At 41.1% G+C, this 15240-nt stretch carries 13 protein-coding genes; 10 read left to right on the top strand and 3 right to left on the bottom strand.

Features of this window, described 5'->3' with window-relative positions:
• Positions 1-9 precede the first annotated feature (9 nt).
• The 8 genes from rpsG to NMM25_RS06755 all read left to right on the top strand — a co-directional run bounded on the left by rpsG (position 10) and on the right by NMM25_RS06755 (position 9084).
• Positions 10-480: a 30S ribosomal protein S7 gene (gene rpsG / locus NMM25_RS06790; RefSeq protein WP_050313718.1), complete on the top strand. Its 471-nt coding sequence runs from the start codon at positions 10-12 to the stop codon at positions 478-480.
• A 287-nt stretch (positions 481-767) separates the two neighbouring features.
• Complete coding sequence (gene fusA, locus NMM25_RS06785) at positions 768-2849, top strand: elongation factor G (RefSeq protein ID WP_254736357.1); 2082 nt, start codon at positions 768-770, stop codon at positions 2847-2849.
• 321 nt (positions 2850-3170) lie between these two features.
• Positions 3171-4871: an acetolactate synthase large subunit gene (locus NMM25_RS06780; RefSeq protein WP_254736356.1), complete on the top strand. Its 1701-nt coding sequence runs from the start codon at positions 3171-3173 to the stop codon at positions 4869-4871.
• The gene (gene ilvN, locus NMM25_RS06775; protein ID WP_001253813.1) at positions 4864-5340 is read left to right on the top strand and encodes an acetolactate synthase small subunit; all 477 of its coding nucleotides are present in this window, start codon (positions 4864-4866) and stop codon (positions 5338-5340) included. Before NMM25_RS06780 ends, ilvN begins: the two co-directional genes overlap by 8 nt.
• Positions 5341-5430: 90 nt before the next feature.
• A complete protein-coding gene (gene ilvC / locus NMM25_RS06770) occupies positions 5431-6453 on the top strand; it encodes a ketol-acid reductoisomerase (RefSeq protein WP_000290683.1) in 1023 nt (340 codons plus the stop codon).
• Positions 6454-6532: 79 nt separating this feature from the next.
• A complete protein-coding gene (gene ilvA, locus NMM25_RS06765) occupies positions 6533-7783 on the top strand; it encodes a threonine ammonia-lyase IlvA (protein WP_000947300.1) in 1251 nt (416 codons plus the stop codon).
• A gap of 82 nt (positions 7784-7865) precedes the next feature.
• On the top strand, positions 7866-8762 hold the full coding sequence (locus tag NMM25_RS06760) for an SPFH domain-containing protein (RefSeq protein ID WP_254736355.1): 897 nt from the start codon (positions 7866-7868) through the stop codon (positions 8760-8762).
• Between the two features lie 106 nt (positions 8763-8868).
• Complete coding sequence (locus tag NMM25_RS06755; protein ID WP_001130031.1) at positions 8869-9084, top strand: hypothetical protein; 216 nt, start codon at positions 8869-8871, stop codon at positions 9082-9084.
• Positions 9085-9176: 92 nt separating this feature from the next.
• Here the strand turns inward: NMM25_RS06755 and NMM25_RS06750 are convergent, their stop codons facing one another.
• Both NMM25_RS06750 and NMM25_RS06745 read right to left on the bottom strand, forming a co-directional pair.
• Positions 9177-9917 carry an amino acid ABC transporter ATP-binding protein gene (locus tag NMM25_RS06750; protein WP_000193351.1) on the bottom strand — a complete coding sequence of 247 codons (741 nt, stop codon included), beginning with the start codon at positions 9915-9917 and terminating at the stop codon, positions 9177-9179.
• The gene (locus NMM25_RS06745; RefSeq protein WP_254736354.1) at positions 9914-11479 is read right to left on the bottom strand and encodes an ABC transporter substrate-binding protein/permease; all 1566 of its coding nucleotides are present in this window, start codon (positions 11477-11479) and stop codon (positions 9914-9916) included. Before NMM25_RS06745 ends, NMM25_RS06750 begins: the two co-directional genes overlap by 4 nt.
• 129 nt (positions 11480-11608) lie before the next feature.
• On the opposite strand from NMM25_RS06745, the gene NMM25_RS06740 reads away from it, so the two are divergent.
• Both NMM25_RS06740 and NMM25_RS06735 read left to right on the top strand, forming a co-directional pair.
• Positions 11609-13504, top strand: a complete 1896-nt coding sequence (locus NMM25_RS06740) for a DUF2207 domain-containing protein (protein ID WP_254736353.1) — start codon at positions 11609-11611, stop codon at positions 13502-13504.
• A gap of 59 nt (positions 13505-13563) precedes the next feature.
• Positions 13564-14409 (top strand): undecaprenyl-diphosphate phosphatase, encoded by an 846-nt coding sequence (locus tag NMM25_RS06735; RefSeq protein WP_254736352.1) that lies wholly within the window; start codon positions 13564-13566, stop codon positions 14407-14409.
• A gap of 149 nt (positions 14410-14558) precedes the next feature.
• On the opposite strand, the gene NMM25_RS06730 is transcribed toward NMM25_RS06735, so the two are convergent.
• Complete coding sequence (locus NMM25_RS06730) at positions 14559-15191, bottom strand: TetR/AcrR family transcriptional regulator (protein WP_254736351.1); 633 nt, start codon at positions 15189-15191, stop codon at positions 14559-14561.
• Positions 15192-15240 lie beyond the last annotated feature (49 nt).

Raw genomic sequence — 15240 nt, 5'->3', positions numbered from 1 at the left:
TAAAGAGAAATGAGTCGTAAAAATAGAGCTCCAAAGCGTGGCGTATTGCCAGATCCGCTTTACAATTCACAACTAGTTACTCGTCTTATCAACCGCGTTATGCTTGATGGTAAACGTGGTACAGCTGCTTCAATCGTTTACGGTGCTTTTGAGCAAATCAAAGAAGCTACTGGTAACGATGCACTTGAAGTATTTGAAACAGCTATGGAAAACATCATGCCTGTACTTGAGGTACGTGCACGTCGTGTTGGTGGATCTAACTACCAAGTCCCAGTTGAAGTTCGTCCAGAACGTCGTACAACACTTGGACTTCGTTGGTTGGTAACCATCGCTCGCCTTCGTGGTGAACACACAATGCAAGACCGTCTTGCAAAAGAAATCTTGGATGCTGCGAACAACACTGGTGCAGCAGTTAAGAAACGTGAAGACACTCACCGTATGGCTGAAGCTAACCGTGCCTTCGCACACTTCCGTTGGTAAGGATAAGATACTAAGGGCGTTAAAAAAGCGACTGAAAATTAGGAAGCTTGACGTAGAATCAAAGATTCTAGGAAAGCTTATCTATTTTCCGAGCTTTTAGCCCGAGTTCAATTGGGTTCAAATCAGCTAACTTGAGCTTTTAGCCCGAGTTCAATTCAACTTGTATACAAGTTGAAACCAACAAAAACAAGATAAACATTGAGAACGGGTAGGTCCTGCCTATCCGTTTTTATTAAAATCGTGTTATAATAGAATAGAAATTAAAATAAATAGGAGAAACAAACCTCATGGCACGCGAATTTTCACTTGAAAAAACTCGTAATATCGGTATCATGGCTCACGTCGATGCCGGTAAAACAACAACTACTGAGCGTATTCTTTACTACACTGGTAAAATCCACAAAATCGGTGAAACTCACGAAGGTGCGTCACAAATGGACTGGATGGAGCAAGAGCAAGAACGTGGTATCACTATCACATCTGCTGCGACAACAGCTCAATGGAACAACCACCGCGTAAACATCATCGACACACCAGGACACGTGGACTTCACAATCGAAGTACAACGTTCTCTTCGTGTATTGGACGGTGCGGTTACTGTTCTTGACTCACAATCAGGTGTTGAGCCTCAAACTGAAACAGTTTGGCGTCAAGCAACTGAGTACGGAGTTCCGCGTATCGTATTTGCCAACAAAATGGACAAAATCGGTGCTGACTTCCTTTACTCAGTAAGCACACTTCACGATCGTCTTCAAGCAAACGCACACCCAATCCAATTGCCAATCGGTGCTGAAGATGACTTCCGCGGTATCATCGACTTGATCAAGATGAAAGCTGAAATCTATACTAACGACCTTGGTACAGATATCCTTGAAGAAGATATTCCAGCAGACTACCTTGACCAAGCTCAAGAATACCGTGAAAAATTGGTTGAAGCAGTTGCTGAAACTGATGAAGACTTGATGATGAAATACCTTGAAGGTGAAGAAATCACTAACGAAGAATTGAAAGTTGCTATCCGTAAAGCAACTATCAACGTTGAATTCTTCCCAGTATTGTGTGGTTCTGCCTTCAAGAACAAGGGTGTTCAATTGATGCTTGATGCGGTTATCGACTACCTTCCAAGCCCACTTGACATCCCAGCAATCAAAGGTATCAACCCAGATACAGACGAAGAAGAAACTCGTCCAGCATCTGACGAAGAGCCATTCGCAGCTCTTGCCTTCAAGATTGCAACAGACCCATTTGTAGGTCGTTTGACATTCTTCCGTGTATACTCAGGTGTTCTTCAATCAGGTTCTTACGTAATGAACACTTCTAAAGGTAAACGTGAACGTATCGGACGTCTTGTGCAATTGCATGCCAATAGTCGTCAAGAAATCGAAACCGTTTATGCTGGTGATATTGCAGCTGCTATTGGTTTGAAGGATACAACTACTGGTGATTCATTGACAGATGAAAAAGCTAAAATCATCCTTGAGTCAATCCACGTTCCAGAACCAGTTATCCAGTTGATGGTTGAGCCAAAATCTAAAGCTGACCAAGATAAGATGGGTATCGCACTTCAAAAATTGGCTGAAGAAGATCCAACATTCCGCGTTGAAACAAACGTTGAAACTGGTGAAACAGTTATCTCAGGTATGGGTGAACTTCACCTTGACGTCCTTGTTGACCGTATGCGTCGTGAGTTTAAAGTCGAAGCGAACGTAGGTGCTCCTCAAGTATCTTACCGTGAAACATTCCGCGCTTCTACTCAAGCACGTGGATTCTTCAAACGTCAGTCTGGTGGTAAAGGTCAATTTGGTGATGTATGGATTGAGTTTAGTCCAAACGAAGAAGGTAAAGGATTCGAATTCGAAAACGCAATCGTCGGTGGTGTGGTTCCTCGTGAATTTATCCCAGCGGTTGAAAAAGGTTTGGTAGAATCTATGGCTAACGGTGTTCTTGCAGGTTACCCAATGGTTGACGTTAAAGCTAAGCTTTACGATGGTTCATACCACGATGTCGACTCATCTGAAACAGCCTTCAAGATCGCGGCTTCACTTGCCCTTAAAGAAGCTGCTAAATCAGCACAACCAGCTATCCTTGAACCAATGATGCTTGTAACAATCACTGTTCCAGAAGAAAACCTTGGTGATGTTATGGGTCACGTAACTGCTCGTCGTGGACGTGTAGATGGTATGGAAGCACACGGTAACAGCCAAATCGTTCGTGCTTACGTTCCACTTGCTGAAATGTTCGGTTACGCAACAGTTCTTCGTTCTGCATCTCAAGGACGTGGTACCTTCATGATGGTATTTGACCACTACGAAGATGTACCTAAGTCAGTACAAGAAGAAATCATTAAGAAAAACAAAGGTGAAGACTAATCAGTCCTCACTCTAGAAGGAAGTCACTTAGTGGCTTCCTTCTTTTGTCTTTAACTATTCATTTTTGCTGAATATAGTATACAAATTTGGTCGCTAAGTGAGAAAAATACTAATTCTACCAAGAAAGAAAATATTCTAATTTGATAAATTAAAATAAATAAAGGTTCCTAATTCCGTAGATAACTTAATAAAAATAAGGAAAAGATTCATAAATACACTTTTAGATAGAAAATTCAGAAAATTGACTCTTTTGCCTTGAAAATTTTTGAAAAAATGGTATGATAGTAACAAGCTATTTTTAAGAGAAGAGAAAGGGGAACAATGGAGAAAATCAGTTTAGAATCTCCTAAGACGGGGTCGGACCTAGTTTTGGAAACACTTCGGGACTTAGGGATTGATACCATTTTTGGTTATCCTGGTGGTGCGGTCTTACCTTTGTATGATGCGATATACAATTTTAAAGGCATTCGCCACATCTTGGGACGCCATGAACAAGGTTGTTTGCACGAAGCTGAAGGATATGCCAAATCAACTGGAAAGTTGGGCGTTGCCGTCGTCACGAGTGGGCCGGGAGCAACAAATGCCATTACAGGGATTGCAGATGCCATGAGCGATAGCGTTCCCCTTTTGGTCTTTACAGGTCAGGTTGCGCGAGCTGGAATTGGGAAAGATGCTTTTCAGGAGGCGGACATCGTGGGTATTACCATGCCCATTACCAAGTACAATTACCAAGTTCGTGAGACAGCAGATATTCCTCGTATTATTACGGAAGCTGTCCATATCGCAACGACAGGTCGACCAGGTCCAGTTGTGATTGACTTGCCAAAGGATGTATCAGCTCTAGAGACAGATTTCATCTATTCACCAGAAGTTAATTTACCAAGTTACCAACCGACGCTTGATCCGAATGACATGCAAATCAAGAAAATCTTGAAGCAATTGTCAAAAGCCAAGAAACCTGTTTTGTTAGCAGGCGGTGGTATCAGCTATGCAGAAGCTTCTAAGGAGCTCAATGAATTTGCTGAACGTTACCAAATTCCAGTAGTCACTAGTCTTTTGGGGCAAGGAACCATTGCAACGAGTCATCCGCTCTTCCTAGGGATGGGAGGCATGCACGGTTCTTTCGCAGCCAACATTGCAATGACGGAAGCGGACTTTATGATTAGTATTGGTTGCCGTTTCGATGACCGCTTGACGGGGAACCCTAAGACCTTCGCGAAGAATGCTAAGGTTGCCCATATCGATGTTGACCCAGCTGAGATTGGTAAGATTATCAGTGCAGATATTCCTGTAGTGGGGGATGCTAAGAAAGCCTTGCAGATGCTACTGGCAGAACCAACTGTTCATAACAATACTGAAAAGTGGATTGAAAAAGTCACCAAGGACAAGAATCGAGTTCGTTCTTATGATAAGAAAGAACGTGTGGTTCAGCCTCAGGCCGTTATTGAACGCATCGGTGAGTTGACGAATGGAGATGCCATTGTTGTCACAGACGTAGGGCAACACCAAATGTGGACAGCTCAGTATTATCCTTACCAAAATGAGCGTCAGTTAGTCACTTCAGGTGGTTTGGGTACCATGGGCTTCGGAGTTCCTGCAGCTATCGGAGCCAAGATTGCAAATCCAGAAAAAGAGGTTATCCTTTTTGTAGGTGATGGTGGCTTCCAAATGACCAACCAAGAACTAGCTATCCTAAACATCTACAAGGTGCCGATTAAGGTTGTCATGTTGAATAACCACTCACTAGGAATGGTTCGTCAGTGGCAGGAATCCTTCTATGAGGGTAGAACTTCCGAGTCAGTCTTTGATACACTTCCTGACTTCCAGCTGATGGCACAGGCTTACGGTATCAAAAACTATATATTTGATAATCCAGAGACGATAGAGAAGGATCTAGAAGTCATTCTGGAGGATGTGCCCATGTTTATCGAGGTGGATATTTCTCGTAAGGAACAGGTCTTACCGATGGTACCAGCTGGTAAGAGCAATCATGAGATGTTGGGGGTGAAGTTCCATGCGTAGAATGTTAACAGCTAGATTGCAAAACCGTTCAGGAGTTTTGAATCGTTTTACAGGTGTCCTTTCTCGTCGTCAAGTCAATATTGAGAGTATCTCAGTTGGTGCGACAGAGAACCCCAATGTATCTCGTATCACCATCATTATTGATGTAGCATCTCATGATGAAGTAGAGCAAATCATTAAACAGCTCAATCGTCAGATTGATGTGATTCGCATTCGAGATATCACAGATAAACCACACTTGGAAAGAGAAGTTATCTTGGTAAAAGTATCTGCTCCTGCTGAGAAGCGTGCAGAAATCTTGGCTATTATCCAACCTTTCCGTGCAACGGTAGTAGATGTGGCTCCAAGTTCAATCACCATCCAGATGACGGGAAATGCTGAAAAGAGTGAAGCTTTATTGCGAGTGATTCGACCATATGGTATTAAAAATATCGCTCGTACGGGTGCAACTGGATTTACCCGCGACTAATACTTTTTGATTTTCAATGAGTATAAAAAATAACTTAAATTTGTTAAACCAGCCTATAAGGCAATAAAAAATAGAAAAGAGAGAAAAACTATGGCAGTTCAAATGGAATACGAAAAAGATGTTAAAGTAGCAGCGCTTGACGGTAAAAAAATCGCCGTAATCGGTTATGGTTCACAAGGACATGCGCATGCGCAAAACTTGCGTGATTCAGGTCGTGATGTCATCATCGGTGTGCGTCCAGGTAAATCTTTTGACAAAGCAAAAGAAGACGGATTTGACACATACACAGTAGCAGAAGCAACTAAATTGGCTGACGTTATCATGATCTTGGCACCAGACGAGATCCAACAAGAATTGTACGAAGCAGAAATCGCTCCAAACTTGGAAGCTGGAAATGCAGTTGGATTTGCTCACGGTTTCAATATCCACTTTGAATTTATCAAAGTTCCTGCAGATGTAGATGTCTTCATGTGTGCTCCTAAAGGACCAGGACACTTGGTACGTCGTACTTACGAAGAAGGATTTGGTGTTCCAGCTCTTTACGCAGTTTACCAAGATGCAACAGGGAATGCTAAAAATATTGCTATGGACTGGTGTAAAGGTGTTGGGGCAGCTCGTGTTGGTTTGCTTGAAACAACTTACAAAGAAGAAACTGAAGAAGATCTCTTTGGTGAACAAGCTGTACTTTGTGGTGGTTTGACTGCCCTTATCGAAGCAGGTTTTGAAGTCTTGACAGAAGCAGGCTATGCCCCAGAATTGGCTTACTTTGAAGTTCTTCACGAAATGAAATTGATCGTTGACTTGATTTATGAAGGTGGATTCAAGAAAATGCGTCAATCTATTTCAAACACTGCTGAATACGGTGACTATGTATCAGGTCCACGTGTGATTACTGAGCAAGTTAAAGAAAACATGAAAGCTGTTTTGGCAGATATCCAAAATGGTAAATTTGCAAATGACTTTGTGAATGACTACAAGGCTGGTCGTCCAAAATTAACTGCTTACCGTGAACAAGCAGCTAACCTTGAAATTGAAAAAGTTGGTGCAGAATTGCGTAAAGCAATGCCTTTCGTTGGTAAAAACGACGACGACGCATTCAAAATCTACAATTAATTCTTGTAAAGAGAGACAGAAGGCGAGTTGGGGGTACCTAACTCGTTTTTTATCTTGAACAGTATTTGAGGAGGAGACAATGCTAAGTGCAAAAGATGTGGTGAAAGCCCACAAAGTTTTGAGTGGTGTAGTAGTTGATACACCACTAGAATATGATCATTATTTATCAGAAAAATACCAAGCAAAGATTTATCTCAAAAAGGAGAATGCGCAACGAGTTCGCTCTTTTAAAATTCGTGGAGCCTATTATGCCATTTCTCAACTGTCAAAAGAAGAACGCGAGCGTGGTGTAGTCTGTGCCTCTGCGGGAAATCATGCCCAAGGTGTCGCCTATACTTGTAATGAGATGAAGATTCCTGCAACCATTTTTATGCCCATTACAACACCGCAACAAAAGATTGGGCAGGTTCGCTTTTTCGGTGGAGAGTTTGTGACAATCAAGTTGGTTGGGGATACCTTTGATGCTTCTGCTAAGGCAGCACAAGAATTTACATTAACAGAAAACCGCACCTTCATCGATCCTTTTGATGATGCGCATGTTCAGGCTGGTCAAGGGACTGTAGCTTATGAGATTCTTGAAGAAGCCCGTAAAGAGTCTATTGATTTTGATACAGTACTTGTACCAGTAGGTGGTGGCGGATTGATTGCCGGCGTTTCTACATATATTAAGGAAACCAACCCGACTATTGAAGTGATTGGGGTAGAAGCTAATGGTGCCCGCTCTATGAAAGCTGCCTTTGAGGCTGGGGGTCCAGTTAAACTCAAAGAAATTGATAAATTCGCTGATGGGATAGCTGTACAGAAGGTTGGACAATTAACCTATGAAGCGACTCGAAAGAATGTTGAAACGCTGATTGGGGTGGACGAGGGATTGATTTCTGAAACCTTGATTGATCTTTATTCCAAGCAAGGAATTGTAGCGGAACCAGCAGGGGCTGCTAGTGTTGCAGCCTTGGAAGTTTTATCAGACTATATCAAAGGTAAGACGATTTGTTGTATCATTTCTGGAGGAAATAACGATATCAACCGTATGCCGGAGATGGAAGAACGTGCCTTGATTTACGATGGAATCAAGCATTACTTTGTAGTGAATTTTCCGCAACGTCCTGGAGCTCTCCGAGAGTTTGTAAATGATATTTTAGGGCCAAATGATGATATCACTCGTTTTGAATATATCAAACGAGCAAGCAAGGGGACAGGTCCTGTATTGATTGGGGTAGCTCTTGCCAATAAGCATGATTATGCTGGCTTGATTCATCGAATGGAAAAGTTTGACCCATCTTATATTAATTTGAATGGGAACGAAACGTTGTATAATATGCTAGTTTAAGCTAAAATAAAATTCTTATCATATTATTTGCGTAATAATGATGATGGTGCTATAATGAGGGTGACGAAAGGGGGAGATTCCCATGATTTTACAAATTTTACTTGTTTTATTATTATTAGTGGTGATTGCATCAGTGATTATGGTTAGTTCTGTGTATGTGGTTCGACAACAATCTGTCGCTATCATAGAACGCTTTGGTAAATACCAAAAGTTGAGCAATAGTGGCATTCATTTACGAGCTCCTTTTGGGATTGATAGGATTGCGGCAAGAGTTCAACTACGCTTGTTGCAAAGTGAAATTGTTGTAGAGACAAAGACGCAAGATAATGTATTTGTAACGATGAATGTGGCAACTCAGTATCGAGTGAATGAAAACAATGTCACAGATGCTTATTATAAATTGATGCGTCCAGAAGCCCAGATTAAATCCTATATTGAAGATGCTTTGCGTTCATCTGTACCAAAGCTAACCCTAGATGAGTTGTTTGAGAAGAAGGATGAAATCGCCTTAGAAGTTCAAAAACAAGTGGCTGAAGAAATGTCTACATATGGGTATATCATTGTCAAAACGCTGATTACTAAGGTTGAACCTGATGCTGAAGTAAAACAATCAATGAATGAAATTAACGCGGCTCAACGTAAGAGAGTTGCGGCGCAAGAGCTTGCTGAAGCAGATAAGATTAAAATCGTGACCGCAGCAGAAGCAGAAGCAGAAAAAGATCGCCTACATGGTGTAGGGATTGCAGAGCAGCGTAAAGCAATTGTTGACGGACTAGCTGATTCTATCCAAGAGTTAAAGGGAGCCAATGTTGAGCTAACTGAAGAACAAATCATGTCTATCCTATTAACGAACCAGTATTTAGATACGTTGAATAATTTTGCAGATAAAGAGGGTAATAATACAATCTTCCTACCAGCAAATCCTAATGGAGTTGAGGACATAAGAACTCATATATTATCGGCTTTAAAAGCCAAATAAAAATATGCAGAATAATATAGTTACGACGAATATATGTTTTTTTATTGACAAATGAAATAAAAACGTATACAATTAAGTATTGTAAAGAATAATTTAGGAGAAGAACATGGCTAAGTCGAACTTTGAAAAAGTAGAAGCAGTTGTTGGCTGGGTTCGTGATAAGAAAATCACAGGCTACCGTATCTCTAAAGAAACGAATGCGCGTGAAATGTCTATCATTGCTCTAGCACAAGGACGCGCAAAAGTTAAAAATATTTCATTTGAAACAGCTCTTGGTTTAATCGATTTCTATGAAAAAAATCATGAAAAATTTGAAGATTAAACTGTGGTCACAGGCAGATTCCTGAGTCGAGTCTGCCTTTTCTTTACAATTACAAATTAAAAAGACTGCATAAAGAATGCAGTCTTTGTTTATTAGCTGAGATAACGTTGAAGAAATTCTTTTGTCCGTTCTTCTTTAGGGTTCGTGAAGAGGTCTTCTGGTTTGCCTTCTTCAGCAATGACGCCCTTATCCATAAAGATGACACGGTGAGAGACATCGCGGGCAAACTCCATTTCGTGGGTTACGACGATCATGGTCAAGCCCTCTTGAGCCAAATCCTGCATAATTTTGAGGACTTCTCCGACCATTTCTGGGTCAAGAGCAGATGTTGGTTCGTCAAAGAGAATAGCGTCAGGATTCATGGAGAGTGCGCGGGCGATAGCTACGCGTTGTTTCTGACCACCTGAGAGTTGTTTAGGCTTGGCTTGCCAGTAGCGTTCTCCCATACCAACTTTTTCGAGATTCTCTTTGGCAATCTTTTCAGCTTCAGAGTGGTCGCGTTTAAGGACAGTCGTCTGAGCGACGATTGTATTTTCAAGGACATTCAGATTTTCAAAGAGATTGAAAGATTGGAAAACCATACCGAGTTTTTCACGATAATGGGTGAGGTTATAGCCTTTTTCTAAGACATTTTCTCCTCGATAGAGAATCTCTCCCTCTGTAGGTGTTTCGAGTAAATTAATCGAACGAAGGAAGGTTGATTTTCCACTTCCTGAGCTTCCGATGATGGAAATAACCTCTCCTTTATGGACGGTGAGGGAAATGTCTTTTAGCACTTCGTTTTGCCCATAGGATTTTTTGAGGTGTTTGATTTCAAGGATTGGTTGTGTCATTTTTTCAAATTCTCCGTTTGCATTTGGTTAGCACCTGTAGTGTAAGTATCCATGTCCATACGACGCTCGATGAAGCGTAGGATACGGGTCACGGTAAAGGTGAGGACAAAGTAAATCACGGCGATGATGGTAAAGGTCTGGAAGTATTGATAGGTTTGTGTTGCTACAGTATTTCCTGAGAAATAAAGCTCAACAACTGAAATAACGTTCAATACAGAGGTATCTTTGATATTGATGACAAACTCATTACCAGTAGCAGGTAGAATATTACGGACAACCTGAGGTAGGACAATCTTACGCATGGTTTGATTGTGGGTCATACCAAGAGCAGTTGCAGCTTCAAACTGTCCTTTGTCAACTGCTAGAATACCACCACGGACGATTTCAGTCATGTAGGCACCTGTGTTGATTGAGACGATGAAGATAGCGGCTAGTGTGCGGTCAAGATTGATACCGAAAGCTTGGGCAGTTCCATAGTAGATAACCATGGATTGAACAATCATTGGTGTACCACGGAAGATCTCGATATAGACATTGAGAATCCAACCGACTAGTTTCTGTAGGGCGTACATTGCCTTGTTCTCAGATAGTGGGGCGGTACGGAAGACCCCAATCGCAAGTCCGATAAGGAGACCTGTTATGGTTCCGATAATGGAGATTAAGAGTGTGATACCAGCACCACGTAAGAGTTGTTGCCAGTTTTCAGAAAGGATCTTAGCGACTTGGCTAAAGAAAGTACTTTCTTCCTCTGTTGTTGTAGACTCCACAGGTTGCTCTTTGATCATACGATCCATGAGGGCTACTTGCTCATACTTAGAGATGGTTTCGATGCTGGCATTGATTTGGCTGATGCGACTATCATCTTTACGAAGTCCAATGGCAATAGCTGTATCTTCTTCGCCAGTTTTGAAACCTGGTTGAGGTTGGATCATTTTGAACTTAGCGTTGGCAGACTCAGCGGTCATTGCTTCAGGTCGTTCAGAAACATAGGCATCGATAACACCTGCTTCAAGTGCTTGGCGCATCTGAGCAAAGTCACCCATGGCTGTTTCTTTCTTGGCGCCTGGAATTTGGGAAATCAGGTCATAAAGGTAAACACCTTGTTGAGACGTGATTTTTGCTCCGCTAAAGTCTTCCAATGATTTGGCATTCGCATAGGCAGAGTCCTTTTTTACCAATAGAACCGGTTCGCTAGTATAGTAACTGCTTGAAAAAGCAATTTCTTGTTTGCGTTCAGCGGTTGGGCTCATGCCGGCAATGATCATATCGATTTTGCCAGAAGTAAGGGCTGGAACAAGTCCTTCCCATTTGGTTTTCACAACCAAAGGTTCCTTGCCTAAGTCTTTGGCAATCTTTTTAGCAATTTGAACATCGTAGCCGTTGGCATATTGGTTGGTACCGTCGATTTTGACGGCGCCGTTACTATCGTCGTCTTGAGTCCAGTTGAAGGGAGCGTAAGCTGCCTCCATCCCGATGCGTAAATATTCGTCGGCTTGGACTTGGCTAACTAGTCCTAAGGTAAGGGCTAGGCTAGCAAGGATAGATAAGCATAATTTTTTCATGTTTTCTCCTATTTCTAGTCTAAAAATGACTCTCTCTATTGTATCTAAAAATAGTGAGATTTTCAATACAAGTAAGCCTTTACTTATAAAAAATGATATAATGGTAAAAAGATTGAAAGGGAACCGATTATGAAAAAAAGATGGCTGTTTGCTTTGGTATTTACTTATTTATTGTTTATACCGAGCTTGGTTTTTGCGGTAGACTTTGATGTCTTATCCTATCAAGGTGATTTGAATATTCATGCAGATAATACTGCAATTTTTAAGGAAACAATTACCTATCGTTTTGGAGACGATTATAATGGTCAGTTGGTTGGACTAGGGAAAGCTGGGAAAATGCCAGAAGGATTTGACATTGATCCCGATCCGACCGTTCAGGTCTCTAAAAATGGAAGAATTGTTCAAAATGCTTCCTTCTATACTATGGAGGAAGAGGACGGTTACAAGGTAAAAATTTACAATGCTGGATATGCTGGAGATACTGTTCGGGTAACGGTTACCTGGAAACTAACAAACCTTCTCTTCTTATATAAGGATATCGCAGAGCTAAATTGGCAACCCTTGACAGATAGTACTGGAGACATCAAAGAGATTGAGTTTAAGGTTAGCTCTGATACTTCAGCAGAGAAACTCTATTTTCATGCAGGCCAGCTCCTAAGGGACTCTAGTGTTGAAAAAGTAAATAATCTCTATCATGTCAAAATGAAAGACCTTCCGAGAAAGCGACAGATCGAATTACACGCATACTGGCCTAGAAGTGCTTTTGCAGGGGCTCCAGATCAAGGATTAGAGGAAGAACGTTTAACTGATTTTAACCAGATTGAAAGCAATATAGCGACAGAAAAAGCGCAAAGTGAGATAATGATGAAATGGGTGTTCCCTGTCATTTTTATGAGCCTCTTACTTTTAGTTCCTCTCTTCTATAGGAAGTTTCGTCAGAGTACAAGCATTAAAAAGGTCTTTTCAAAAGATCATCGACTCTACGAACCACCGATGGATTTGCCTCCAATGGTTTTAGCAGAAGCTGTGTATTCAACTTCCTTAGAGGAAGTCAATCCCCTAAACAAATCAGGGTTTGGTAAATTTACTTTTGAACGTCTGATTCAGGCAACCTTGTTGGATTTAGTAGATCGAGGTCATTTATCTATTTTCCAAGGGGATGAGGAACCTTATGTGCGCATTATCAGTGAAAAGGGTTTGTCCAATTTTGAGAAGGAATGCCTACGCATGACTTTGTCAAATAAGAAAGAATTGGCTATTTCAGAGCTCTTCCCTGATTACCAAGTTTCATCTTCCCTTTACCGTGGTGCCAAAGAGTCAGATGAAAAACATATCCGAGAAACAGGACTGCGCCTCAAACGCTCCTTTGAAGGAAGACTTCAACGCATTCAGTCTTGTGTCAAGGATAAGGTCCATGTACTTCGTATCCCAAGCTACTATCGTCCCTTGACAAGTGAGGAACGTCGCCTTGCTCTCGGGATGCGGGTCTGTTCAGCCATAACAGCTCTAGGTGGACTGCTATTCTTTTACTATAGCTGGCAAACACATGGTTTCTTTTCGATCCCATTTCTACTCTTAGGATTGACAGGATTAGGGGCTAGTTTCTGGGTTTATCTTGCCACGCGAGGAGCCTATCGCGATGGAGTTCTAACAGAGGAAGGAGCGGAGATCTTCTATCTCTGGACGAGTTTTGAAAATATGCTTCGGGATATCGCTCATATGGATCAGGCCGAGCTAGAGAGCATCGTCCTTTGGAACCGTCTACTGGTCTATGCGACTCTCTTTGGTTATGCCAAGAAGGTGAGCAAGTTAATGAAAGTCCGCCATATTCAGCTTGAAAATCCAGATTTGAATCTTTATGTAGCCTATGGTTGGCACTCACAGTTCTACACCTCAACTGCACAAATCAAGCAATATACTGCTGTCGCAAATACAGCTAGCAATTACTCTGTATCTTCCGGAAGTGGTTCTTCAGGTGGAGGATTCTCAGGAGGAGGTGGCGGTGGTAGCATCGGCGCCTTCTAAAAAATCTATCGCAACATCTGAAATTATGTTATAATAGAGGACAGAAAAAGGAGTAATGTATGTATTTTATTGAAATTTTGAAGTCAATCTTTTTTGGGATTGTTGAAGGAATTACAGAATGGTTGCCCATTTCAAGTACTGGCCACTTGATCTTGGTTGAAGAATTTGTACAATACAAGGACCAGAATGAAGCCTTCATGTCCATGTTTAATGTTGTCATTCAACTTGGTGCCATTTTAGCAGTTATGGTCATTTACTTTAACAAGCTTAATCCTTTCAAACCTGGTAAAACTAAGGTCGAAGTTCGTAGAACTTGGCAATTGTGGTCAAAAGTCTTGGTTGCAACCTTGCCTTTGCTATTGGTTTTTAAACTAGATGATTGGTTTGATGCTAACTTCCATAACATGGTTTCAGTTGCGATCATGTTGATTATCTATGGTGTTGCCTTTATCTATCTTGAACAACGAAATAAGGCGCAAGCCATTGAACCAACAGTAACAGAGTTAGACAAGTTGCCTTATAAAACAGCCCTTTACATTGGGCTCTTCCAAGTCCTCGCCCTCTTCCCGGGAACGAGCCGTTCAGGTGCGACGATTGTTGGTGGTTTATTGAATGGAACGAGCCGCTCTGTCGTAACAGAGTTTACCTTCTATCTCGGGATTCCTGTTATGTTCGGAGCTAGTGCTTTGAAGATTTTTAAATTTATTAAAGCAGGTCAACTCTTGAGTTTTGGACAACTGTTCTTGCTCTTGGTAGCTATGGGTGTTGCCTTTGCAGTCAGCATGGTTGCCATTCGTTTCTTGACCAGCTATGTGAAGAAACACGACTTTACACTCTTTGGTAAATACCGTATCGTACTCGGTAGTGTCTTGTTGCTCTATAGTTTTGTGCGTTTGTTTGTATAAGTTAAAAATAAAATAGGATAGTTCGCCAAAAAAACATTTGGGGAACTATCCTATTTTTTTATAATCGTTTAGTTTATTTTTTATTACATCATTATATCGCCTTGTACTACGTTTATCCACGGCTTTAAAAGTAAACGAAAAGATTGTATTTAATTTGATTGACTTAAAATTTCTTGGATCAAAGATTCATCAAAAATATCTAGTCCGATGGATTGAAGCATAAATTGTAAGAAATAGATACGATCAACTATTTTTTCGGAAGAATTTTCAAAAATACTTCCTTCTACCCAAAAGTTAGTCAAAAGCAAGATTGTCTCGGCCACTTCATTAGGGAAGGGGATGGGTTGAATGGACTGATCTTCTATTCCTTTTTTTATAATATCTGCAATAAGGGGAGTTCCTATACGCAGATTGTAACGGATAGTAGTCAGCATGAACTCTGCATCAAGAGGCGCGTGATTCAACATTTCGTAGTTAGTTTTCTGACTTTTTAAACTAAACTGAAAGATTTCTTTGAGCTGTTCTCTTCCAGTTAAATGACTGGTGGATTCAAGCCAGTCTAGCAATTCCTTTTCCATCGATTGATAACGCTGTTTTAAAACTGCAAAAAGAATTTCATCTTTTGATTGAAAATGGTGATAAATGGCTCCTTTTGAAATACTAGCTGTTTGCGCTATGTTTTGTATACTTGTTTTTTCATAGCCGTTGTGAATAAAAAGCTGTGAAGCTGTTGATAAAATTTTTTCTCTCATGGCCTGGGATTTGTCTTTTCGCTGTGCCATTCTGTTCCCCTTTGTTTTTAATATAGCTTTATTCTACCAAAAAAGCCGG

It is taken from the genome of Streptococcus sp. CF10-1, from assembly GCF_024295825.1.
Lineage (GTDB): Bacteria > Bacillota > Bacilli > Lactobacillales > Streptococcaceae > Streptococcus.
This window is presented reverse-complemented; position numbering and strand designations above follow the sequence as displayed.

Coding starts and splice junctions, on each gene's coding strand:
- rpsG (WP_050313718.1), top strand. CDS start 10: ATGAGTCGTAAAAATAGAGCTCCAAAGCGTGGCGTATTGCCAGATCCG.
- fusA (WP_254736357.1), top strand. CDS start 768: ATGGCACGCGAATTTTCACTTGAAAAAACTCGTAATATCGGTATCATG.
- NMM25_RS06780 (WP_254736356.1), top strand. CDS start 3,171: ATGGAGAAAATCAGTTTAGAATCTCCTAAGACGGGGTCGGACCTAGTT.
- ilvN (WP_001253813.1), top strand. CDS start 4,864: ATGCGTAGAATGTTAACAGCTAGATTGCAAAACCGTTCAGGAGTTTTG.
- ilvC (WP_000290683.1), top strand. CDS start 5,431: ATGGCAGTTCAAATGGAATACGAAAAAGATGTTAAAGTAGCAGCGCTT.
- ilvA (WP_000947300.1), top strand. CDS start 6,533: ATGCTAAGTGCAAAAGATGTGGTGAAAGCCCACAAAGTTTTGAGTGGT.
- NMM25_RS06760 (WP_254736355.1), top strand. CDS start 7,866: ATGATTTTACAAATTTTACTTGTTTTATTATTATTAGTGGTGATTGCA.
- NMM25_RS06755 (WP_001130031.1), top strand. CDS start 8,869: ATGGCTAAGTCGAACTTTGAAAAAGTAGAAGCAGTTGTTGGCTGGGTT.
- NMM25_RS06750 (WP_000193351.1), bottom strand. CDS start 9,917: ATGACACAACCAATCCTTGAAATCAAACACCTCAAAAAATCCTATGGG.
- NMM25_RS06745 (WP_254736354.1), bottom strand. CDS start 11,479: ATGAAAAAATTATGCTTATCTATCCTTGCTAGCCTAGCCCTTACCTTA.
- NMM25_RS06740 (WP_254736353.1), top strand. CDS start 11,609: ATGAAAAAAAGATGGCTGTTTGCTTTGGTATTTACTTATTTATTGTTT.
- NMM25_RS06735 (WP_254736352.1), top strand. CDS start 13,564: ATGTATTTTATTGAAATTTTGAAGTCAATCTTTTTTGGGATTGTTGAA.
- NMM25_RS06730 (WP_254736351.1), bottom strand. CDS start 15,191: ATGGCACAGCGAAAAGACAAATCCCAGGCCATGAGAGAAAAAATTTTA.